A 21,662-nucleotide genomic window follows, 5' to 3' on the forward strand; every position below is an offset into this window, starting at 1 on the left:
GGAGAGCACTCGGGGTGACCCCGTCACGGGTTACCGCATTGCGGAGGTTTCCCGCCTGGTGCGCCCCGTAGGGCCTGGGCCCTTGTCTCAGTGCCCATCTGGGGGCTCCCGCTCTCACGGCCCCTACCCGTTATAGGTTTGGCGGGCCATTACCCCGCCAACAGCCTGATGGGACGCAGCCCCATCCTCGGGCGGATAGAAGGCGTTAACCCCCTTCCATCCATTTAGGCGGAGAACCGTTCCAGGCCTCCCCGCTTATTGGGTATTAGCTCCAGTTTCCCGGAGTTATCCCCATCCCGAGGGTAGGTTAGCCACGTGTTACTCAGCCGTGCGCCACACCCCACAGCGGTGGGATGTGCGACTCCCATGGCTTAGTGCCACCCCGATAGCAGTCGGGTCCGGCAGGATCAACCGGAGTTCGGCCGCAAGGTCGGAGGGCATACGCACAAGGAGATTGGTGCGTTGCTCCCGAACCTTGCATATCGGGGAATGATATGACCTATCTCAGACCCGAGTTCTCCATGAGGGAAAGAGCCCTCCCTCCATGGTATCCTCAGGCCGTCATTATAAGTGTAGCAAAATAATTTCTTCAAAATAGGTTTTTATATTTTTGTCTCCCCGGTCTACGCTCAGGGAGAAATATACCCGCAACCGGAGGCAGCGATTTCATTCTCGGAGCTTTTGCTCCGTGTCCGCGTGCGCCGCCGGGCGATTGGCCGCGGGCTTGAAGCCCTGAGCTCCCGGAGACATCAAATAATATTAGTGTTAAAAAGGTTTTATATAGATTTTGCCGCAATTTTGAGGTTTTCAGATTATAAATCCCCAATTTTCCATTTTAAATTTCTAGGTATTTTGGTTTCTCGTCTGTTGAGATATCAGTGTATTTTTTCAGCGCCTGTTTTAAGTTCTTAGGAATTTTGAACATGCCTATATGGGCATCCCCGTCATAATATCTCAGCTCTTCTGGATTCACTAAAAGCTCCCTTATTCTCCTTTCCACCTCACTTTCATTGAGCTGCAGAGGGTCTTTCTCTTCTGATCCGAAGACAAAGCCCCAGAGCCCGTTATAGCTCCTCATGTAGACCGCATAGGGTCTTGCGATTTTGAAGACGCTCTTTATTGTTGAATGTATCGTGGCAAACATCTCCTGGTAGAGTACAGGACTGGTTGCTTGCGTTACCATAACGCCACCTTCTTTGAGCGCTCCCTTGACCAGCTGATAGAACTCGCGCGTATAAAGCTTTACTGCAGGGCTTCCTGCCAGAGGGTCAACTAAATCAATCACTATTGCATCGAACTTTTCATCGCTTTTTCCGGCATTTTCCAGATACTTCCTGCCGTCTTCTATTACAACCTCCGCCCTTTTATCAAAGAAGGAGTTGTGATGCCACTCCTGCAGATATTTCTTAGAAAATTCCACCACCTTCTCATCGATGTCGACCATGACTGCTTTTTTAACGGTTTTATACCTTAATACCTCTCTGAGCGTTGCTCCTTCTCCTCCCCCCAAAATTAAAACTCTTTCAGGGTTTCCGTGAGCCAGCAATGGAGGGTGAACCAATGACTCATGATATACAAACTCGTCAAAAAGCGTCGACTGTACCTTTCCGTCAATGATTAAAGCCTTTCCAAGGGTCAATAGATTTACTACAAAAACCTCTTGATACGGCGTCTTTTCCATAGCATATAGCTGATTAGCTGCTTTGAAAGAAGCATCGCCATCATCTATCCATTCTACATACCAACTTGTCCAGGGAGTAAGCTTTTTCATACCCATATTTAACCACCCATAATGTTATCATGTTTTATAAAATATTAAATTATCTTCGCTTCTAGTTAATGCTTTTATGCTTTATAAACCATTTTTAATTTTAAGCATATAAACTAGAAAGCTTTTAAAAAATTAAGGCAAGTGAGAATGATTGGTATATAAACGGTTGATGTTAAGTCGCAACAGCTATTGTTAATGTTAAAGAGAGAACCTCGTTTTAGGGGCAATCACCTATTTTTCATTTCTCGAATTTATGTTCAATTTCAAAGATAGATAATGGTAACTAATTGCTCTATGAAGATCTCGAATGTGGATAGACGCTTGAGTCATCTAATTGTTTGCAACTGAAATCAGTTTATATATTAAAACTCAACTGAAAACTCAAAAAAATGCGGCGGCCGGGATTTGAACCCGGGATTTCCGACGTGGCAGGCCGGCGTCCTGATCCAGGCTAGACGACCGCCGCTCTACTTTTCTTTTTTCTTTAATCCCCTTTAAAAGTTTCACTCTAAACTTAAAATAAATTAAATGAATAAAGCTAATCCAAGATTTTTAAAAGTACAGTCATTTTAGAAAGGCCTTTTTCAGGCTTGAAATAACACTGCCATCAACCAGTATGTCGGTTCCATTTATGTATGAGCTCTTCTCGCTAACGAGGAATTCTATCACGTTTGCTATTTCTTCAGGTCTGCCCATCCTAGAGAGGGGTGTCATTTGAAGAAGCTGCCTCATTGCAGGTTGCATTTCCAGCTCCCTCCTGCCCATTGTAGTATCAATTATTCCAGGAGAGATTGAGACGAGCCTAGCTCCTTTTTTAGCCCATGCTTCAGCCTGATCTTCAACTAAAAGAATTACGCCAAGCTTAGAAAGGCTGTAAGCCATGCCTGGATCGCTTTTTGCAATCACAGAGAGCTTTTCAGAAAAACCCTGAGATAAAGGATCCTTGAGTAGATTGGAAACGTTAGTATCCCTGGGTACCATGTATGCGGACATTGATGCTATCATAACTCCTACGCTACCGCTAGTAGCTATATTGTGAAAATGTTTCAAAACATATGCAGTTCCTACAAGATTCACATCAAAGATTCTTTTAGCGTCTGCCATTGTAGGTGAGATCCCTGCAGTGTGAACAATTGCCCCAAGGTCGCCGAGCTCCGAAGCTTTTTTTGCGAGCTCTTTGACATCTCTCTCATTGCTTACATCGGTGACCATAGTTTCAATGCTTCCGTTTACTTCGCCTTTAAGCTCAGACTCGACCTTTTTTAAAGCCTCAGGCACAATATCAGCAAGTAGCAGGCTCCCCTTTTTCGCTAAAAGCTTTGCAGTTGCCTTTCCTATACCTCCCCCTCCCCCCGTAATTACGTATACTTTTGTCATTACAATAATCCCCATTATAATATCTTCACTTCAAAAATATAAAAATCTTAATAATTCGCACAAAAATATAAATAAGCTTTTTAAAAGCTCAATAGTTGTAGGAAAACAGTTTAATTTTTAAGCAATTTTTGAGAGAGAAAATAAAGGAGTGAATTCACGATGTTCAAAGTCAACGTCATAGATCATCCGTACGTGCAAGCAGTTTTGACGACTCTTAGGGACAAAAATACCAGTCAAATAGAATTCAGAAAATCTCTGGTAAAGCTTGGGAGAGCTTTAGGAATAGAGATAACAAGGGAGATGGAGAAGGAAGAAGTAGAAGTTGAAACTCCTCTCGGAGCTAAGGCTAAAGGATTGAAGTTCAGGGATATGGATAAAGTCATAATAATTACTGTCCTTAGGGCAGGAACCCCTCTCACTGAAGGACTTATAAAGATATTCTACAATGCGAAGCAGGGAGTAGTATCAGCACGAAGGATGGATGAATTGGGGATGGGCTCGGGAAAAAATTTTGAGATAGAAGTTAATTATATAAGATTGCCAAAAATATCTGGAGAAAACATAGTAATTATTTCCGATCCAATGCTTGCAACAGGATCTACCATTAGCAAAGTGACAAATATCGTATTGGAGAGAGCTAGGCCAAAGAAAATAATCATCGTTGGAGCTATAGCTACGAAAGTTGCAATAGAAAAAACTAGGGAGATAGAAAGGAATTCAGGAGTAGATGTGAGCGTATACATAGCTTCAATCGACCCGGAGATAAACAGCAGGGGATACATTGTTCCTGGGCTAGGAGACGCGGGTGACAGAGCTTTCGGTGATTGATATGGATAGAGAAGAGGTTGAGGCGTTAGTATTTGATTACGATGGGACTTTAAGCCCTATAGGTTCTGAGGCTGGAGTTTCAAGAGAGCTTTTGGATATTCTCAATCTGCTAAAGAATATGTATAAATTGATAGTTGCCTCGACTAGGGACTGCAGATTTCTTATGGAGAAAATAGGTTTTTTCGATGCCTTCGTTTGCTCAAATGGGTTAGAAGCTATAATAGGAGATGTGGTTGTACATAAAAAGGGTGTACTTCAAATCGAAAGGACTAAAAAGCTTGAAGAACTTAAAAAGATGGCTGACGAAGAGTGCTTAAAGGTCGAGGAAAAGATGTCTTTGGACGGAAAGCTGATAGGTCTGGGGATCAGTTGGAGGAGGTGCGGAGAAAAGCCAAACTGCATTGATGAAATTATAAGAGAGGCAATAAGAGGAGAGCTGGTAATAGAATGGTACCAGAGACCATTTGTTGAGGTATATGTTGACAAGGCGGGAAAAATGGAAGGTCTGAAAATTGCGAATGCGATCTTAAATATAGAGAGGTTTGCATACTTTGGAGATTCAGAAAGCGACCTTGAGAGCTTGAAAAATGCAAGCATATCAGTTTTTGTAAGGAATAGCTATAACTCTCATCTAAATCCTCCAACTACCTACACAGTGAACGAAGGAGAGCTTAGCTCGTTTTTAGCAAAAAAATTTGCTAGATGATTGCGATATAAATGATATTAAAGATGTTAAATTCTTTTGAGTTCACTTTTTGTTATGAGGTATATACTTATTGAATTGTAAGGGTATTATATTTGATAAAAATCTAAATTGCAATCGATTTTTAATTTGAGTTTTTAAATAATACAGGAAAAATTACAAGGCATTATTTTCTTTTATTTATAAGGAAGCGTTGTATATGAGTGCAAAGACAGAACTACTTCAATGTTTGACTTGACTACTCCATCCCTCGCTATGTGGGGGGAGGGGGGGACGAATGAGGTTTTCGACAAGGGACTAATCAGCTTAGGAAAAGACAAAAAGCGATAATTAAAGCATAGCGCTGAAAAGTTTTGATAAAAGCACGAAATGGAAGTTAGATGAGGTTATTTTTCCTATATATTACTTTAGAAATCCTTTTGTTCTTTTGATTTACTGTACCAGGAAGCCTTAAAATTCTAGCTAGGTCTTTACTCTTTTCATCCCCTCCAAGTAGTTCAACGACGTTTTCTTCTAGACTTAATATCTTTAGTGCACTCTCTTCTTTGTTTAACTCAAAATAAAGATGATAACCGTTGCCGGAATCAACAACAATATCCGGCAATCTAAACGATTTAGCAGCTTTTTCAAGTATTTCTGCAAGAGCAGGTCTTTTAACAACGTACCAAGAATATTTGTTTTTTCTATATGTGCAGAAAAGACCATAGTTATCCTTTTCCTCGCAATAATAATCCTTGAATTTCAGCTTTTCTTTAAGATTGTCATCTAATTCGACATCAAGCACCTCCTCTTTAAAATCAAGATCGCACCAAAGCCACTTAGAAATCTTCACTTCATTTTTTGTGCCTCTTCCCTTTTCTGGCTTTCTCCATAAAGGAAGAACTTGGTAATATATGTCATATCCTTCCATAGCTAAGTTGCTTAAATTTTGCCTTAGCCATTCATATATTTTTGAAAAAAGATCCTTACCATAGATTTGCTTGCAAAAATGAATATAGCCTAAATCCCTTTGGTTATCTTTCTTGATCCATACAAGAGAGAAACAATTTGCAAGCTCACTTTGGTAATTCCAAATTTTCTTCAAAAAATAAACTGCTTCGCTTATTAAAATATTGTCCATGTTTACACCGTAAAATCCATTACAGCTCTTCAACAACGAAGTTTCTGAGAATGCCTATTTTCTCAACTTCTGCCTCGACTTCATCTCCTCCTTTAAGGTACTTATTCTTGCTGTGTCCAACACCAGAAGGTGTGCCAGTAGAAATTATATCTCCAGGTCTAAGCGTAATTCCTTTAGAGGACCATTCTATTAGCTCTTCTACATTGAAAATTAGGTCATTTGTGCTACCGTTTTGTTCAATAGATCCATTGACCCTCAGGTATAGCTTCAAATTGTTTGGATTATCTATTTCATCTTTTGTAACTATGTATGGACCGACAGGTGTAGATAGATCCATGGTCTTTCCGCCGATCCAGTCCAGCCCGAGAGAGCCTAGTGGCGGAAACTGCCAATCTCTCATCGTAATGTCATTTACTATTGTATATCCAAAAATGTGCTCATCGGCGTCGTCTTTCTTAATATATTTTCCAGCTTTTCCGATAACAACTCCAAGCTCAACTTCCCAATCAACCTTCTCTGAAACTTTTGGCTTAAGAATATTATCCTCATGCCCTACTAGCGAAGTTGGAAACTTCGGAAAGAAATAGGGTCGAGAAGGAGGTTTTAGCCCGCTCTCCTGACCATGCTGCTTGTAATTTACTGCTACACACAAGAATTTTTCACTATCTAGAACTGGAGGTTCCCATTTGAACTCTCCTTTTTTGAGATATATATTACCCTCAAGATCTAAATCTAAACTCTTTGCTTCTATTTCTTCTATGAGCTTTTTGGCTTCTTTTTCCATAAGTATTAGCTTCTTCATTGAGTAAAAAAAGTCGGGAGCATAGTTGCTTTTATACACTTTCTTAAATGCCTGAGGAAGATCTAATACTCCCTTCTCAGTAAGAAGGCCAACTTTCTTCTCTCCTTTAATTGAAAAAGTTAAGAGCTTCAAACAGATCACCGTCTTTTAAATACTAATAAGAGGCATATTTATTTAAATTTGAAGTTTAAGATGATAAAGGAAAACTAAATCAAAAGGAGAAACTCTTCTTTTTATTCCTACCATAAAAAATCCTTGTTTCTTAAGAAAATCATCTAAAAGAGTCAAATCAGTTAGTGAGGATAACGTTATTATCATCTCTCCCTTTTTTCTGAGAGCTTTTCTTCCCAACAATATTGCCTCTTTTAGTAAATTTAAATCTCTGCCGCCGCACCAATTTAAGTCTAAAGAGTCTATAGGTTCAAGAGGAAGGTAGGGAGGATTTGTTATTACTAAATCAAAACTAGCAACATACCTAAGTTTCTCCGTTTTCAAAACCTCAATATTTTTCTCTACGCCATTAATTTTTGAATTTATTTTTGCAGTAGCAAGCGCTACTTCGCTTATATCTGTGCAATAACTTTTGAGACCAAATTTCTTTGCAATATATATGGAAATGGCTCCAGTTCCACACCCAATTTCTAGGACTTTTCCTTTAGGTTTAAATTCGTTAAGATAATCTATTATGAGGCTTGTAGATAATGTGAAAGTTGGATTAAAAACGCCTTCTGGGATGTAAACATATAGCCCTTTGTATTTGAAGAGCTTGGTTATTCTGCTTAAAAGGACATGAGTCAATCTAAGAGTATACCTTGAACTTTCAGAAAAAATTTTTCCAATTATAAGTTTACCACCTTTTCTTTCGCCTTCAATTTTTGATTGCTTATTATTTAATTACTTTTTTTGTTCATTTCAACTTTTTTCATTCTGCTTATGCTGAATGGAATTGCTAGAGCCATAATAAGAGCCTGCACCAGAAATGAATGTTTGATCGCTTCTCCAAGCTCGGTTAGCTCAATTGTAAGCGAGCTATCGCTGGGAAGTATGCCACCCAAAACTATCAGATGAGATGCTAGTGTATAAGGAATTTTTTGAGTCATAGTGAGAATTGCTATGTTCAAGCTAATTGCAAAGCCTACATTAAACGATACTGTCCTAATTGAAGATGCGACCCCTCTTCTGTCCGGAGGGACTGAAGTCATAATTGAACTCGTATTTGGGGAGACAAACAAACCTGTACCTACACCGAGTATAACTTCCGCAAATATTATCATTGGTATGGATCCTGCTAACGAAAGTAAAAAAAGAGATATAGAACCCACTGCTAAACCGGCAACGTTAACCGGTGCGAATCCAAGGATATCGGAAAGTCTTCCACCTATAATACCGAAAACCAAATAGCTTGCCTCGTATGGGACTAAAAGTATTCCTGTTTCGCTCGGTGAATACCCTAGAACGCTCTGCATATATATTGCTAGCAATGTCAACGACGCTCCAAAGCCTATAGAGTAGAGTAGCTGTGAAATTATACCGCCTGAAAACTGCCATATTTTAAAAAGACGCAAATCCAAGGCAGGATGAGTTGTCTTTAGCTCCGAATAAACAAATATTGCGAGAAATGCAACAGATAATGCAAGCAATATATATGAATAGTCCCTATAGCCATAGCCAACCATAGTTAGTCCTATAAGGGAAAGTGTTAATGATAGTGTAAAGAAAGTGAAGCCTTTTATGTCAATAAAAATGTTTTCTTTTGGCTTATAGACTTCTTTGAGCCTTATTCGAGTCCAAAAGAGTACTATTACTCCTATAGGAACTTGTATTAGAAATATCCAATGCCAGCTAAGAAGATCTATTATAAATCCGCTCAACGTTAAGCCCAGTAATGCACCAATCCTCCATGCAACTTGGTTTACTCCAAGCCATGTGCCAAGCCTAGAAGGCGGAACATTGTCTGTGAGAATTGTAATGGAGATGCTCATTAGAAAGGCTCCTCCAATGCCCTGTACCGTCCTCGAGATTATAAGAAAGGCTGGATTACTGCTCAATCCGGAAAGTAGAGCTCCAATTGTAAAGATTCCTATACCTATTGTGAAGAGCCTTACCCTTCCGTATAAGTCTGTTAGCCTTCCTATTATGAGCTGGAATATTGTTGAGCCTAACATAAATCCCTGTATAATCCATATCATGCTCCAAACGTCTGCCCCTATTTCCCCAGCTATCGTAGGGAGACCTACTACTGCAAGCCTCGCATTGAATCCTGCAATAAAGCTTGCTAATGTAGTTACTGAGAGAACTTCGAGAATTCTTCTATTGTCGCTAGTCTTCACATTAATCACCGTACGATAAAAAACCATAAATTAGAAATAAAAGCAAAAAGCTCTTTTAAAGTTTTAATAATATAATCTAAAGGTATAATTTTCTTGCTTAGTAGTTATCTAAAAACTTTTTTATTTCTGATTTGAGATAGAAAACATGCTCCTCAAATACTGTGCGCGTGAAAGCTCCAAAGCCACATGCAGAACCAAGAAGGGATGCAGGGGAATAGAAATGATGGGATGATATTGATCTATGAACTTATATGAGACCTGAACCCCTGCTATTCAGCCGTATATAACATCATAAATTTTGTGAAATCAAATGTAGGCCTATATGTATCTTTATTTACTAAGAAAAATATTAAGGGAGAAGCTTTTACAACTGAAACTCTCACTATTAATTGCGGGAGGAGTTCAGTTCGCTGCTATCTGGAAGTCAAAAATATATTCTCGAATAGATGTAGAACTCAATGAATGTAAAAAAGCAAGTCTAAAGCAGGTTTGCTGAAGTGTTTGGAAAAGCTTATAAATTTTCGATTACTGAAAAAATAATAAGCTTTTGCCGGGGTCGCCCAGCCTGGTAGGGCGCCGGCCTGCTAAGCCGGTGGGGGAAACCCCGCGCGGGTTCAAATCCCGCCCCCGGCGCTTTCATAAACGATTAGTGCTGAAAGCTCGTCTCTTTTATATTAAATCAGACAAAAACGGTTATTAACTTATTATTCAAAAAAGAACATCAAGTGCTGTTTTCAGGAATGGTGTGCATAGAAATGAGCAAGTCAATGTACTATTACATGGCAAGAGTTTGGAAGAGGCCGTATTCTGGAGACCACTTGCAACTAATGAGGGCTAGAATGATAAGATGGAGAAGAGAGCCCGCTGTTGTGAGGATAAATAAGCCTACAAGACTGAATAAGGCAAGAATGCTTGGATATAAAGCAAAACAGGGTATAATTGTAGTAAGAGTCAGAGTAAGGAAAGGAGGACAGAGAAGGCAGAGGCCAAATAAAGGAAGAAGACCAAAGAGGATGGGCGTTTACGGCTATGCACCGGCGAAAAGCATCAGATTGATTGCTGAAGAGAGAGCTGCAAGGAAATATCCTAACCTTGAGGTCTTGAACAGTTACTATGTCGGAGAGGATGGTGTGCATGAATGGTACGAGGTAATAATGGTCGATCCACATCATCCTGCAATCTTAAGCGATCCGGAATTAAAGTGGATAGCAGAGCCTCAGAATAGAGGGAGAGTATTCAGAGGGCTGACTTCGGCAGGAAAGAAAATGAGAGGGCTTAAAGCTAGCAGAGGTTTGAGAGGAACGATGAATTACAAGTTTAAGAAAAAACAAAAAGAAAGAGAGCAAAAGAGGAGACATGAAGCTAGTAGAGGCGCAAGGCTTATAGCTCCAGCAGAAATTCTCGAAAAAGTTCACAAAGGAGACATAAAGTAGCTTGATAATTTGAAGAATATTTCATTTACTTTTATCTAGAAGTAACAATTAATATATAATATATAGCTTTCTTGATATATTTTTAATAAAGTAGTGAAATTGATATGAGCATAAAGCAAATAGAGTTGAGAGTAATACAGCATATGACTGAGGAAGAGGATCGAGTTTTGAGATCCCTTTTAAATGCCCTACCTGAAGATTTAAGAGAAAAAGTCAAGCCGGTGGCAGTAAGTTCAAAGGGTCATTATGGCGATACGATCATTTTTTATAAGGTTGTTCTTGAAAAGGAAGATGCCGAAAAAGCTGCAGAGTTTATAATAAGGTCATTTGACAAATGTTCTGTTTTTGAAATTAAAAATACTTTCTATAATAGGTTTTCTGACAATTCCTTTCACCTAAGGCTTGATAAATTTAAGCTTCTTGAAAACAAATTCATAATTTCAAACTCTGATGATGTAGTGAAAATAGTAATAAAAGAGAGTAAAAAAGGATCGATTAAAGAAATATTTGAAAGGGCAGGGATATCTATAGAAGAACAGTGAAATTGTCGTATTATTCGAAGGTGTGAAGACAAGTTGAAGGCTCTCTTTGCGGACTACTATATTTTTCCAAAAGACGAGGAAGAGCTTAAAAAAATTGTGAAGGTTGCTCAAAGCCTAAATTATAGTCTTATTGGAATAGATGAAAAATACAGCACTAAAATTTCTAGCTTAGCCTCAGAGCAATTAAAGGTATTGACATCAAGACGAGTCGAGGCATTTGATGAAAGGGAGGCAAAAAATAAGTTGCATGCTGCCGGAAAAAAAGTTTCTATAACCATAGGAGTTGCAAAGGGTGCAAGCGCATTGAGATTCTTCAGTAAAAATAAATCGGTAGACATAATTGAAATTTCTCCAAAACTGCATAGGGTTATGGACAAAAACCAAGCAGACCTTATGAAGCAAGGAAAAACATCCATTGGTATTAACTTGGGAGAAATTGTAAGGAAACTTGAGCTCATTCCATTCGCTGAATTCCTTATAAAGTATGCATTAAAATATGATATTAAGATCGCATTTTATAGCGGAGCTGAAAAATATAGTGAGCTTTGGCATCCTAGAAGCGTTTTTCATTTGTTAAAAACGTTTGGAATTACTGAAAGGGTTGCTAAATCGATAGTTTTAGATATGAGGATAAAGAATTTAGCTTAGAGTTAGAGGAGGTAATAATGGGTTCATTTGAGTATCTAGCTATTGCAGAAGCGGTTGCAATATTATTATTGTCTTTAGGCATCTTCATTATTTATATTAGATTTAAAAAGATCGAAAGGGGACTCACAACCTTAAATAAAAAATTCAGTTTAATTTCTTCTTTGGAAAATTGGAATAAAGAAGAAATGGTAAAAAAAGAAGCAAAAGTTAAAAGGAAAAAAAGATACATAGTTTTTTCTATAACATCGGACGCGGACATTGATTATAGCGAGGTTGCAGATTCAATTCTTACAGCACTCGGTAAAATTTACGGGGAGCCATTTATATCGAAATCAGGCTATCACTTCATCGTCTATTATTCAGATATAAAAAAAGGAATAGTCAGAGTATATAGAGAATATGCGGACAACATAATTGCAATATTTCCATTTGCTAGAAGATATGCAAAAAAAGATTTTATGATTGTACCTGTAAAAGTATGCGGAACAGTTAAAAAAGCCAAGAAGTTTTTGAATAAATTATAGCTATAGCATTTTTAGGAATGATAAGACGGTCTTTAATAAGTTCTTTCCCTCGCTTATAAGCCCAAAGCTTCCACTCTTGCATTCTACTTCATCAAATCTCTTAATTCGGTCTCCATCGCTAAAGTTTTTACTATAAAGCAGGAACGGAACAGGAGAATCGCTATGAGCTTTCTTTTCACAAGGTGTAGCGTGATCTGAGGTCACTAAAATTGCTATATCTTCTTTTTCCAAATATTTGACAATGGATCCTAGGTAGTACTTATCTATATCTTCTATGATTTTTGTTTTTAATTTTAAGTTTCCTTCATGTCCAGGCTCGTCCGGCCCTTTTAAGTGGACATATACTACATCGGAGACGGAGAGAGCTTCAATAGTTTTCAAAGCCCACTGTTCATAAACATGCTTTCTCTCTCCAGAAATGCTTGATACATCTATCATTTTCATTCCTGCAGCTTTTGCTATGCCTTTCTCAACCGGCATTTCAGTCAGCGCTGAAAACTTCAGATTAGAATACATCGCTGATATATCCTTCATCTTAGCCTTGCCAGTTCCAGCATCCCTGAGCAAAATTGCGTTGGCCGGAAGCATGCCATTTTTTAATCTGCTTTCATTTACCTTTGATGAACTGAGAATTTTTATTGCTCTTTCAGTAAACTCATTTACAAGTTCACATGTAATTCTATTCTTCTCATCCTGATTAAGCGGAATGCACGGTTTAATTGTAGCATCAAAATTTTCCAAAGCAACAGAGACTTTTCCCCTTCTCTCATACGCTGGATCTGTATTGGAAACCTCATCGCCCAACTGCTTCTCTTTATGACCTAAAACTACAACTACTCTGTGTCCTACGGTAGCTTTTACTTTAGCATAGCCTTTTCCATTTAAAAGCTGAATTCCGTCAATTAATGAGGCAAGCTCGTTTGCTTCCTCTTTGTTGATACCTCTGCCTGCCCTCCTATCTATGATCTTTTTAGTTAATGGATCTACAGTTGCAAAGTTTCCCCTAAATGCAACTTCTTTTTCCTCCTTTAATTCTATATCCACACCAAGTGCTTCAATAGGTCCTCTTCCAGGATGCTCATTAATTGGGTCATATCCAAGTAGAGCTAAAACAGCAGCGTCGCTCTCTGGAGCGATGCCTTTTCCTATTACATACATTAGCCCGCATTTGCTTTTGTAAGCTAAACTGTCAAGATTCGGCTTATCTGCTATCATATATGCTGTCTTTCCTAAATTTGGGTCTCCTGCCGCTCCATCTAATACAAGATAAACTAGCTTCAAGCCTGATCATCCTTTCTATTTCTTCTTATTAAAAAGATCTCTCAGTACTGTCGAAATGCAGTTCAAAACATCTTCTGAAGTATAGAACTCATTGTAGTTATTTAACAGGTAATCTCCAGCTAAGCTGTTCACAAAAGACGCAATGCAGGAAGCATAAAACAGAGAACCTGTTCTCTTATAAAAAGCCGCTATAAGTCCAGTGAGTATATCTCCTGTTCCTCCAATGCTCATTCCTGGGTTTCCGCACCTCTTCTCTCTGCATCCATATTTAGCACTGCATATATAGTCAATTGGTCCCTTTGAGACTACAATTGCGCCGCCGAGTTTATTTGAGAGATTCAATGAGTTCTTTTCTCTATCATTATCTCCAGTTATGTCGTAAGACCTCAATAGAAGATCTAACTCTCCCCTATGTGGAGTTAAAACAAAGTTTTCATTAAGGGTTTTTTTATTCTTGGCAATGCACTTAAGAGCATCTGCATCAACTATAACCTTAGCATCAGGATATTTACTTTTTAAATGATCTATAAGTTCTGAAACAAAATTGCAGGTAGTTTCATTAAAGCCGAGCCCTGGACCCACTACAACAGAATCTGAGCGAGAAATATACTTGTCAATAGATGAAATCTCTTCAGGACTGTGGTAGTCATTTTCTGTTCCTATAACTATTAGTGATGGGGTAAATGATGAAACAATTTGCTTTATTTTTTCAGGAACTATAAGGTAAACCAGGTCCGCGCCCGCTCTTAGTACTGCTAAAGCACTCAAAGTAGGGGCGCCGTAATATTCTTTAGAACCTCCAATCACAGTGACAATACCTCCATCTCCTTTTTTTGCATCCTTAGGCTTAAGCTTCAAAAAGTTCCTCACATCCCCAGGTCCGACTATCTTTTCAGCAGCAGGAGTTATGCCCACATCGCAAATTACCTGCTTTCCTGCAAACTCGCCTCTATTTTCCAGCCCTTTTTTTCTGTAGTGCATAACCACTGTAGTGTTCGCTTTTACAGCGATCTTCTCATCTCTATATGAAGCTAGATCTCCTGTGTCGGGATCTATTCCGCTTGGTATATCTACAGCTACTACATATGACCCAGAGCTATTTATTGCCTCAATTGCTTGAGGAATTGGATATCTGAGCTCTCCCCTTACTCCTGTTCCTAAAATGGCATCGATTATTATATCGTAGTTTTTTAGAAAACTATGAGGACTGATTTCATCCCAATGAAAAATATTAATTTGAAAATCCTTTAAAAGATAATCAAGGTTTGTCCTCGCATCATTATGATTTATCAGCTCTTTCTGATAGAGAAGAAGGACGTCAACGCTTACTCCCATCGCTCTCAGATGCCTAGCCGCTACAAACCCGTCTCCGGCATTTCCGCCCCTACCAGCTACAACAACTACTTTGCCATTTTCCTTTCCTAAAGTTTCTAATGCTTTATAAGATTCTTCTGCAACACATTTTCCAGCGTTCTCCATAAGCAGGAGAGTCGGAATGCCAAGATATGTCATGTTCTCTTCAATAGCTCGTATTCTCTTAGAACTTAAACAATCTCCTAACAAGATAATCTTCCTCCTTATTAAACAAAATGTTATTTGATAGCAAAATTATATATTGTTATTTCTATAAGTTCTACAGAGAAATAGAATGAATTATAATTTCAAAATGAAGAGCTACTCGGTTTCTATCCTTAGGTCATATCCCATTTTCTGTGCAATCCTTTTGAGCCTCTTCGCTCTCTTCATTATAAGCCTAGAGTTCTCTCCAGAAAGCTTTACAGTTGCAGTTTTTCCCAAAATTTCTACCTCTGCTCCAGGGACAAGTGTTTCGATCTGTCTAATTATTCTTTCTTCTCCTGCTCCTACCTTCTTTCCTCTTTTAATGGGCACAACTACCGTCTGCTCTCCAAATGTATAAATCTCATACTCTAGTTCGCTCGTTAAAAAGTCTTTTACTTCAATTACAGGCCTCGCGAGATCGACTTCCTTTAAGCCTGTAGGAAGCTTGACAGTTATAGTTATCTCGTATACTTTTGATATCTGTCCCCTATCTATGAATATGACGGTATCAATAATGCTAGGAATAACGCCGAGCTCAACTCTGTTAATAAACCTCTGTATTGCGTCAATCGGGCTCGTTGCGTGGAGTACTCCCACCATTCCAATTCCAGCCAGCCTTAAATCGACATACAACTTAAAGTCATCATCTCCTCTCAATTCATCGAAAAATGTGTAGTCAGGTCTGCTTAACAATAAGATGTCATGTATCTCGTCCTTCTCGGCGAAGTGCTTGCTGTATTGAACTATTTGAGGAGACAGCCTCATGTCTCTAGGCGATTCTATCGTCGTGACAATTTTCCCTTCTTTTTGATAGAATTCTGCTAGAGCCTGCGCAAAAGTTGTCTTCCCCATTCCAGGGGCGCCTGCTATCAGAATACCTTCAGCCCTCTTCTTAAACCTCTCGAGAAGCTTTTCTGGCAACATATAATCTTCAAGAGAGAGCTTTACAAGCGGCTTTACTGCAGTTATCATCCATTTGCTACCGAGAGGAGGTCTAACAATAACTATCCTGTAAGCTCCGAGCTGAACTATTGTGCTTCCAGATCTGTCTATTTCTATGAAAGAATCCTCCCTCGACTTTGCAGTTTCCACAATTTCATCAAAAATGCTCTGGATCTCAGCCCTAGTTATGGGCTTATCAGACAATTGGACAAATGACCAGGATCCCGGTCTTCCCTTCTTTGCTATAGGCGGGACATCCTCTATTAAGTGCACGCTCATCGTTTCATTATCAAAGAAATCCTCAAGCTTAAGCCTTTTAGATGCTGACGCTGGAACGTAGAGGGTCTTTATTCCCGTTGCTTGAGCAATCTGTGATGCTATCTTGTCGCTTGTTATCAGGACGCTTTCAGTAGATATTGCAAGCTCTCTTACAATTCTAGAAAGCTCCAATATATCTACTTGAGAAAAAACTCTTTGAGAATCTCCTACAATTTCCACTTCTATATTCCTTTCTTTTGCAAGCTCCCTTATTCTTTGGAGTTCTTCTATTCCTGCTAATCCGACGGCTTTCCCCTCAAAAGCCTCTTTCTCAATAAAAGAAACTAGTGTTTTATGTATGTATATCTTAGAAAGCTCTGGTATTTCATTTGATAATATTAGCTTCGTTACAATTCCTCCGATGAGTGAAGAATGGTCTGGGACAAAATTATCTGGAAATTTTTTATTTTCTGCAAAGAAACGGCTTTCCATGCTTTATTAAGCCCTCTTAAATTATGGTGTATCACTAATTCTTAATTATTCCTAATTATATAAGAAAAGCCTTAATAATACTTCAGGTAATAAAATTTCTCTTGCGAGTATTTATATTTGCTTATTAGCCAATTTACTAAAATAAATAAATTCAAAATGTATAATCAATTAATTAAGCAACAGTTATTTACGGCCGACTGAAACTTTCACTCTTTAAAATAGAGTAAGGTCAAAAGAATAAATTTGAAAACAAATTGTATTGCAAGAATACAATTTCAGCTATATGTTATAAATGCAATAAGCCCGCATCTCCCCGCCTTGAAAGATGAGGGCTCTCTACCCTGCCCATTGAAGGGGCGATGCTTCATGATAGAAAAGGTGAAAAATACGAAGGTAAATAGAAAAGAAAAAATAAAAGCATACATAGAAATAATAAGAATTCCCAATTCCTTTATGATGGGTTTAGCCGTTTTGGTCGGAGTTCTTATAGCAAATCATGAGTACTTTTTAAATTTTAGAAACTATTTGACTATATTGTCCGGCTTTGCAACAGGCTTCTTTCTAACAGCATCATCTATGGTCTTCAATGACTACAATGATAGAGAGATAGACCTTATAAATCAGCCTTCTAGACCAATTCCAAGCAAAAGAATCGGAGAAAGGGAAGCGCTTTCTTATGGGATCCTTCTGTCTTTAATAGGAATTATTTCCTCTTTGTATACAGGTCTTTATACATTTGCTATTGCAATTTTGACATTCGGTATAGCTCTTCTATATAATTTCTGGGGAAAAAAGACAGGGCTCATCGGAAACTTTATGGTAAGTTATAGTGTAACCATCCCTTTAATTTATGGTGCAGTAATGATAAACTCTTTTACGTTTAAGATAATGATATTCGCATCTATGGTCTTCCTAACTAATACCGGTAGAGAGATAATAAAAGGAATTGCAGATATAGCAGGAGATTCTGTTAAAGGAATAAGAACCATTGCTGTTAAGTACGGTGCCAAAAGGGCATCAATTGTCGCATCTTGGTTTATTTTGGTAGCTGTTTTTCTGTCTTTTATCCCAACAATAACCAGAATGACCGGCCTGCTTTATTTTATTTTAGTCTTAGCTGTAGATGGAATACTTATCTCATCTGTCCTCACCATTTTGAATAAAGCCGATAAGGAAATCGCCTTATTGGTAAAGAAGAGGATACTATTTGCAATGTTCTTGGGATTGATAGCGTTTTCACTTAGTTTTGTGTAGCTTATTTTTGCTGAAATGAATTTTGCTTTTAAGAACACAAGTTAATTTTCTCAAGTTTTATTCGACTCAAATTGTAATACAAAGAATTTAAACAATTATCTTTGGTTTACTGTAAGATTCCTTTTAACCCTTACTTAAATTTAATAATAAAAGTAAGGGAAAAAATGATTCGGGGTCTCAGTAAAAAATGCTATCTGCAAGCCAAATACAAGTTCCGAGCGACAGTTACTCAACAAAGATTTACGCATACAAACCTAAAATTACGTTAATTTTGGACTGGAGTTATGAAAGTAGTGAAACTATAAAAAATGTATTGAAAGCAAAAAAGACGCTCTTTATGAATTATCTTATTGATATAGATGTCGATATGATAAATCTTCAGTTAATAGCACCAAGTGAAAATTTAAACAATAACTATAACCCGCCCGCTGTTTTTTTGAATGGAAAGCTACTTTCAGAAAGCAGAACAGTAAGCGAAGAAGAAATTATTGACTTGGTGCTAAGCGAATCAATTTCAGAGAATAAAGATCTACAAATTGAAATTCCATCGTCAATAAAGCAAAATCCTGTATTTGGATCTTCTGCCCTCGCGTATAGCTCTCTATAACTTTTAAACCGTTTTATTTGTTGAAAATTGTATTAGATTTCTTAACCTCTTGTATTCTTCGAGGAATTCTCTTCCCTTTTCGGTAATGTAAATTTTTCCATCCAATTGTTTAACTAATTCCTCCTGTATTAGATAACTTAAATATTTCTTCATTACTTTGTAGTCAAGCATGGATTTATTAGAAAGATGAGTGGGTTTTGTTCCATCTTCCTTGATATTCGCTAAAATTGAAACCACAATTTCTAAATCATTGCGTCTCTGTCTGCTATAAACAAAACTTCCAAGCTTGTTTGTACGTTCCATTTTTATCACATCATGTAAAAATTTTATTTTATTTCAACCTTTTCCTAAATTCCTTATAATATATAGGTGCCTTTTTAACCTTTTTTTCTTGTCAATTTTTTTCCATAAAAGAATAAATGTTATATAAATTTACTTTGTTAAATTATTTAAATCATCTAAGCTTAGTGAATTAGAGGCGAGGTCCTTCGTAACTTTTATATTTCCATCCTTTGTCACTTCAGCTTTTTCTAGTGGAACAAACTTCCAACCTATTTTCCTATCAAAGTAAACTGCAATAAAGCATCTCGCATTGCTTCCAGCCCTGCTAGACCACTCCTTAAGCTTACTTACTTGAAAAGAATCGACATATACGGTATCAGTTGCTCTTCTGGTCTTTACCTCAATAACGAAAATTCGGTTATTTTTTGCAGCTATAATATCAGGTTGATAGGTTTTTTTTGCCTTTGCTCCACTTGCTGGCGCTCTTATCGTTGCAAATCCCATTTCCCAGAGCTTTCTCACGAGATCTCTCTCTTTCTGGAATCCTCTTATTCTGTTTTTTCTTTTTTCAATGTCCATTTTTTTCACTTATTATGAAAGTTTTACATAAATATTTTAGGTTTTTTCGCTACTCATCATTTCTTCTTCTCTTTTTATCATTTCCTCAACGATGTCATAGCCATAAATAGACTTTAACTGCTCCCTCCCTTCTTTTGTTATCATTTTTGCAGACCAAGGCTTAGAAATGTCTATATCAACGTACACCTTCTTAAAACCTAAAGAGCTTAGCTTCTTTTCTACCTCTTCCTCTACTACTGAAACAATCGATGATACCATTGGGCAAAAAGGCGTGGTGAGCCCCATTCTTATATAAACGCTCATATCGTCATTGACCTGTATCTCATATATTAGTCCTAGATCATAAATGTTTACTGGAATTTCTGGATCGTAAACTCCCTTCAGTGCTTCTATTATTTTTTCTCTTATTTCGCTTTTATTAATAGCCTCACTCATAGTTTCACACCAAGATTAAGTATAATTTTCCAAATTTATTAATTCTACATACAGATGGTTCAGTCTTTTGAATTTAATGCTTCTTTTTAAGTCTTATCCTTTGAAATCTTCCTTTTTACCAGGTATATTGATAATGGAGGGGCAATAACAATTATGACTGCCCCTATTATGAAGAGGAACATGCCTAAAGATGTCTCAACATTTAAAAAGACTGAGAATATTATAAGAGCTATGCCTATAATAAAAAATGGGATCTGGTAACTGAAAAAAAGCTTGAAAATTTCCTTCTCTCTTTTTTTTCTATCGCTCAATTTTACCTCCACTGAACTTTGTTTCGATTTCATTTATAATATCACTTGTTATCTCGCTTGCTAATTTGTTTGCTTCCTCTTCAGTATTTCCAGTAGCAAGTATTTGGATTTCAATATACGGCTCGTTGCTTTCTTTTCCCTTAGGATGAGTTTTTATGTAGGCATTTAGATATTTTTTGGAAGCTTTCTCTATCAACGGCGCAATGGCAGATTCCATTATTCCTCTCACTTTAATAATGTTTTCAGAAACTTTCTTTTTGCTCCACATCTTTAAGACGGATTCGAGATCTTCTTCAAAGATTGCTTTCATTTCTGAAGGAACGCCTGGAAGCGATATGATGTAAGAGCCACTATAATAAAGCATCATGCCAGGTGCTGTCCCGACAGGATTTTTCAGTGGGATTGATCCTTTTGGCATTTTAGCCATTTTCTCCCTCTCTTTTGTTAAAGGTTCAGACATCGCTTCATAAACTTTCTTTACCATATTAAGGGCATCTTCATTAACTTCGTACGGAATTTTTAACGATTTCGAGATAAATAGTAACGTGTTGTCATCATATGTTGGACCAAGTCCACCAGTAGTTATAACTATCCCGGCTTTATTTTCCAATGCTCTTTTTAGCTCGTTGCTGAATTCTTCAAATTCATCCGGCACAACAATAATCCGTTTCACTTTAAATCCTAAGAATGAAAGCTTTCTTGCCAGCCAAGATGCATTTGTATTAACAGTTATTCCATTAAGAAGTTCAGTTCCAGTATTGATAATCCAAACATTTTCATTTTGAGGAGGGGAAAAAAATCTTTCCATATTATACATTACCTTCTCTTTCACCTTAAAATTAAGATCTTGTCTTTAAGATCTCCTGCGTCTTCTAGTGTAAATCCATATTTTACTTCAAGGAAGCCTGATCTAAGCTCTATTACATCTTTTTTAACTTTTTCCGGATCCTCGTTATCTATCAGCAGTCTTCTCATTAGATGTGCTATTTCATACATTTCCTGCTTTCCCATCCCATACCTTGTCATTTCTTGTGTACCGAGTCTCAACCCGCTCGGATTCTGCACATTTTCTGGAGGGTCATATGGTAATAAGTTTTTATTAGTAATGATGTTAGCGCTTTCTAGTAACGTTGCACATTTAGCTCCTCCGCCTTGTTTAGCAACATCTACTACAACCTGATGACTCATCGTATATCCCAGGTTTTCTCCAAGTACTTTAAATCCTTCCTCTGCTAATGCTTCAGCAAATTTTTTAGCATTCTCAACAACAGCTTTAGCATACTGCTCTCCGTACTTCATCATCTCTAAAGTTGTGACTAAGGTTGCTGGTATCCTATGAAGATGGTGGTTGCTAAGGAAATATGGAAAGATCGTCTTTGAAACCTGCTTGTACAACCCCTCATCACTAAAAGCTATTAATCCTCCTTGCGGACCTGGGAAAGTTTTATGAGTACTCGCTGTCATTACATCCGCTCCTTCCCTTAGCGGATTCCTCCAAACACCCCCGACTATCAGACCAAAGACGTGAGCCGCATCATATACTATTTTTGCTCCCCTTTCCTTTACGGCATCAGCAAGCTCTT

23 protein-coding genes, 2 tRNA genes and 1 rRNA gene are annotated in these 21,662 nt (G+C 37.8%); 9 read left to right on the forward strand and 17 right to left on the reverse strand.

All coding sequences use genetic code 11. From position 1 onward, the window contains the following. The 4 genes from ACP5SL_RS04420 to ACP5SL_RS04435 all read right to left on the reverse strand — a co-directional run. A 16S ribosomal RNA gene (locus ACP5SL_RS04420) occupies window positions 1-418 on the reverse strand; the annotation flags it as partial. 417 nt (window positions 419-835) lie between these two features. Beyond that, window positions 836-1,777 carry a polyamine aminopropyltransferase gene (gene speE / locus ACP5SL_RS04425; protein WP_428228234.1) on the reverse strand — a complete coding sequence of 314 codons (942 nt, stop codon included), beginning with the start codon at window positions 1,775-1,777 and terminating at the stop codon, window positions 836-838. Window positions 1,778-2,161: 384 nt separating this feature from the next. Next, a tRNA-Gly gene (locus ACP5SL_RS04430) sits at window positions 2,162-2,237 on the reverse strand. 98 nt (window positions 2,238-2,335) lie between these two features. Continuing rightward, window positions 2,336-3,163, reverse strand: a complete 828-nt coding sequence (locus tag ACP5SL_RS04435) for an SDR family oxidoreductase (protein ID WP_428228235.1) — start codon at window positions 3,161-3,163, stop codon at window positions 2,336-2,338. Between the two features lie 144 nt (window positions 3,164-3,307). Between ACP5SL_RS04435 and upp the strand changes: the two genes are divergently transcribed. Continuing rightward, a complete protein-coding gene (gene upp / locus ACP5SL_RS04440; protein ID WP_428228236.1) occupies window positions 3,308-3,976 on the forward strand; it encodes a uracil phosphoribosyltransferase in 669 nt (222 codons plus the stop codon). Beyond that, a complete protein-coding gene (locus ACP5SL_RS04445; RefSeq protein WP_014558258.1) occupies window positions 3,954-4,682 on the forward strand; it encodes an HAD family hydrolase in 729 nt (242 codons plus the stop codon). The genes upp and ACP5SL_RS04445 overlap by 23 nt, the downstream gene beginning before the upstream one ends. Before the next feature lie 373 nt (window positions 4,683-5,055). Here ACP5SL_RS04445 and ACP5SL_RS04450 read toward each other — a convergent pair whose 3' ends face one another. The 4 genes from ACP5SL_RS04450 to ACP5SL_RS04465 all read right to left on the reverse strand — a co-directional run bounded on the left by ACP5SL_RS04450 (window position 5,056) and on the right by ACP5SL_RS04465 (window position 8,931). Beyond that, entirely contained in the window at window positions 5,056-5,799 is a 744-nt protein-coding gene (locus ACP5SL_RS04450; RefSeq protein ID WP_014558259.1) for a hypothetical protein, read from the reverse strand. A 19-nt stretch (window positions 5,800-5,818) separates the two neighbouring features. Next, window positions 5,819-6,733: a fumarylacetoacetate hydrolase family protein gene (locus tag ACP5SL_RS04455; RefSeq protein WP_014558260.1), complete on the reverse strand. Its 915-nt coding sequence runs from the start codon at window positions 6,731-6,733 to the stop codon at window positions 5,819-5,821. A gap of 42 nt (window positions 6,734-6,775) precedes the next feature. After that, complete coding sequence (locus ACP5SL_RS04460; RefSeq protein WP_014558261.1) at window positions 6,776-7,399, reverse strand: methyltransferase; 624 nt, start codon at window positions 7,397-7,399, stop codon at window positions 6,776-6,778. A gap of 92 nt (window positions 7,400-7,491) precedes the next feature. Then, window positions 7,492-8,931: an MFS transporter gene (locus ACP5SL_RS04465; protein WP_428228237.1), complete on the reverse strand. Its 1,440-nt coding sequence runs from the start codon at window positions 8,929-8,931 to the stop codon at window positions 7,492-7,494. Between the two features lie 549 nt (window positions 8,932-9,480). Between ACP5SL_RS04465 and ACP5SL_RS04470 the strand changes: the two genes are divergently transcribed. The 5 genes from ACP5SL_RS04470 (at window position 9,481) to ACP5SL_RS04490 (ending at window position 12,078) form a co-directional block, all read left to right on the forward strand. Then, window positions 9,481-9,564: transfer RNA gene (locus tag ACP5SL_RS04470), tRNA-Ser, on the forward strand. A 122-nt stretch (window positions 9,565-9,686) separates the two neighbouring features. Continuing rightward, the gene (locus ACP5SL_RS04475; protein ID WP_193803219.1) at window positions 9,687-10,364 is read left to right on the forward strand and encodes a 50S ribosomal protein L15e; all 678 of its coding nucleotides are present in this window, start codon (window positions 9,687-9,689) and stop codon (window positions 10,362-10,364) included. 104 nt (window positions 10,365-10,468) lie between these two features. Further along, on the forward strand, window positions 10,469-10,906 hold the full coding sequence (locus tag ACP5SL_RS04480) for an RNA-binding domain-containing protein (protein WP_014558265.1): 438 nt from the start codon (window positions 10,469-10,471) through the stop codon (window positions 10,904-10,906). A gap of 33 nt (window positions 10,907-10,939) precedes the next feature. Next, window positions 10,940-11,554 carry an RNase P subunit p30 family protein gene (locus ACP5SL_RS04485; protein ID WP_014558266.1) on the forward strand — a complete coding sequence of 205 codons (615 nt, stop codon included), beginning with the start codon at window positions 10,940-10,942 and terminating at the stop codon, window positions 11,552-11,554. Window positions 11,555-11,571: 17 nt separating this feature from the next. Beyond that, on the forward strand, window positions 11,572-12,078 hold the full coding sequence (locus ACP5SL_RS04490) for an Rpp14/Pop5 family protein (protein WP_272985620.1): 507 nt from the start codon (window positions 11,572-11,574) through the stop codon (window positions 12,076-12,078). Here ACP5SL_RS04490 and apgM read toward each other — a convergent pair whose 3' ends face one another. From apgM to ACP5SL_RS04505, 3 genes are all read right to left on the reverse strand, one after another. Beyond that, entirely contained in the window at window positions 12,079-13,359 is a 1,281-nt protein-coding gene (gene apgM, locus ACP5SL_RS04495) for a 2,3-bisphosphoglycerate-independent phosphoglycerate mutase (protein ID WP_014558268.1), read from the reverse strand. A 15-nt stretch (window positions 13,360-13,374) separates the two neighbouring features. Beyond that, the gene (locus tag ACP5SL_RS04500; protein ID WP_193803221.1) at window positions 13,375-14,922 is read right to left on the reverse strand and encodes an NAD(P)H-hydrate dehydratase; all 1,548 of its coding nucleotides are present in this window, start codon (window positions 14,920-14,922) and stop codon (window positions 13,375-13,377) included. Between the two features lie 111 nt (window positions 14,923-15,033). After that, window positions 15,034-16,611 (reverse strand): PINc/VapC family ATPase, encoded by a 1,578-nt coding sequence (locus tag ACP5SL_RS04505; protein WP_014558270.1) that lies wholly within the window; start codon window positions 16,609-16,611, stop codon window positions 15,034-15,036. A gap of 366 nt (window positions 16,612-16,977) precedes the next feature. Here ACP5SL_RS04505 and ACP5SL_RS04510 point away from each other — a divergent pair, with 366 nt between their 5' ends. Together ACP5SL_RS04510 and ACP5SL_RS04515 are read left to right on the forward strand one after the other, a co-directional pair. Further along, window positions 16,978-17,865 (forward strand): geranylgeranylglycerol-phosphate geranylgeranyltransferase, encoded by an 888-nt coding sequence (locus ACP5SL_RS04510; protein WP_014558271.1) that lies wholly within the window; start codon window positions 16,978-16,980, stop codon window positions 17,863-17,865. A gap of 187 nt (window positions 17,866-18,052) precedes the next feature. Further along, a complete protein-coding gene (locus ACP5SL_RS04515; RefSeq protein ID WP_014558272.1) occupies window positions 18,053-18,472 on the forward strand; it encodes a hypothetical protein in 420 nt (139 codons plus the stop codon). A 3-nt stretch (window positions 18,473-18,475) separates the two neighbouring features. Here ACP5SL_RS04515 and ACP5SL_RS04520 read toward each other — a convergent pair whose 3' ends face one another. The 6 genes from ACP5SL_RS04520 to ACP5SL_RS04545 all read right to left on the reverse strand — a co-directional run. Further along, complete coding sequence (locus tag ACP5SL_RS04520) at window positions 18,476-18,775, reverse strand: winged helix-turn-helix domain-containing protein (protein ID WP_428228238.1); 300 nt, start codon at window positions 18,773-18,775, stop codon at window positions 18,476-18,478. 129 nt (window positions 18,776-18,904) lie between these two features. Further along, window positions 18,905-19,333 carry a Holliday junction resolvase Hjc gene (gene hjc, locus ACP5SL_RS04525; RefSeq protein ID WP_148683717.1) on the reverse strand — a complete coding sequence of 143 codons (429 nt, stop codon included), beginning with the start codon at window positions 19,331-19,333 and terminating at the stop codon, window positions 18,905-18,907. A gap of 36 nt (window positions 19,334-19,369) precedes the next feature. Then, a complete protein-coding gene (locus ACP5SL_RS04530) occupies window positions 19,370-19,768 on the reverse strand; it encodes a metal-sulfur cluster assembly factor (RefSeq protein WP_014558275.1) in 399 nt (132 codons plus the stop codon). An 86-nt stretch (window positions 19,769-19,854) separates the two neighbouring features. Further along, entirely contained in the window at window positions 19,855-20,079 is a 225-nt protein-coding gene (locus ACP5SL_RS04535) for a hypothetical protein (protein WP_148683718.1), read from the reverse strand. Beyond that, entirely contained in the window at window positions 20,069-20,887 is an 819-nt protein-coding gene (locus tag ACP5SL_RS04540; RefSeq protein WP_193803226.1) for a nicotinamide mononucleotide deamidase-related protein, read from the reverse strand. The genes ACP5SL_RS04535 and ACP5SL_RS04540 overlap by 11 nt, the downstream gene beginning before the upstream one ends. A gap of 20 nt (window positions 20,888-20,907) precedes the next feature. Beyond that, window positions 20,908-21,662, reverse strand: a 755-nt coding sequence (locus ACP5SL_RS04545; RefSeq protein WP_428228239.1) for an aminotransferase class I/II-fold pyridoxal phosphate-dependent enzyme, incomplete at its 5' end; no start/stop codon positions are given.

The organism is Fervidicoccus sp., assembly GCF_049967375.1.
Lineage (GTDB): Archaea > Thermoproteota > Thermoprotei_A > Sulfolobales > Fervidicoccaceae > Fervidicoccus > Fervidicoccus fontis.

Bases quoted from the DNA above. Each gene is read 5' to 3' on its own strand.
- ACP5SL_RS04490 (WP_272985620.1), top strand. From the start codon at position 11,572: ATGGGTTCATTTGAGTATCTAGCTATTGCAGAAGCGGTTGCAATATTA.
- upp (WP_428228236.1), top strand. From the start codon at position 3,308: ATGTTCAAAGTCAACGTCATAGATCATCCGTACGTGCAAGCAGTTTTG.
- hjc (WP_148683717.1), bottom strand. From the start codon at position 19,333: ATGGACATTGAAAAAAGAAAAAACAGAATAAGAGGATTCCAGAAAGAG.
- ACP5SL_RS04515 (WP_014558272.1), top strand. From the start codon at position 18,053: ATGCTATCTGCAAGCCAAATACAAGTTCCGAGCGACAGTTACTCAACA.
- ACP5SL_RS04540 (WP_193803226.1), bottom strand. From the start codon at position 20,887: ATGGAAAGATTTTTTTCCCCTCCTCAAAATGAAAATGTTTGGATTATC.
- ACP5SL_RS04520 (WP_428228238.1), bottom strand. From the start codon at position 18,775: ATGGAACGTACAAACAAGCTTGGAAGTTTTGTTTATAGCAGACAGAGA.
- ACP5SL_RS04435 (WP_428228235.1), bottom strand. From the start codon at position 3,163: ATGGGGATTATTGTAATGACAAAAGTATACGTAATTACGGGGGGAGGG.
- ACP5SL_RS04505 (WP_014558270.1), bottom strand. From the start codon at position 16,611: ATGGAAAGCCGTTTCTTTGCAGAAAATAAAAAATTTCCAGATAATTTT.
- ACP5SL_RS04475 (WP_193803219.1), top strand. From the start codon at position 9,687: ATGAGCAAGTCAATGTACTATTACATGGCAAGAGTTTGGAAGAGGCCG.
- ACP5SL_RS04450 (WP_014558259.1), bottom strand. From the start codon at position 5,799: ATGGACAATATTTTAATAAGCGAAGCAGTTTATTTTTTGAAGAAAATT.
- speE (WP_428228234.1), bottom strand. From the start codon at position 1,777: ATGGGTATGAAAAAGCTTACTCCCTGGACAAGTTGGTATGTAGAATGG.
- ACP5SL_RS04480 (WP_014558265.1), top strand. From the start codon at position 10,469: ATGAGCATAAAGCAAATAGAGTTGAGAGTAATACAGCATATGACTGAG.
- ACP5SL_RS04510 (WP_014558271.1), top strand. From the start codon at position 16,978: ATGATAGAAAAGGTGAAAAATACGAAGGTAAATAGAAAAGAAAAAATA.
- ACP5SL_RS04530 (WP_014558275.1), bottom strand. From the start codon at position 19,768: ATGAGTGAGGCTATTAATAAAAGCGAAATAAGAGAAAAAATAATAGAA.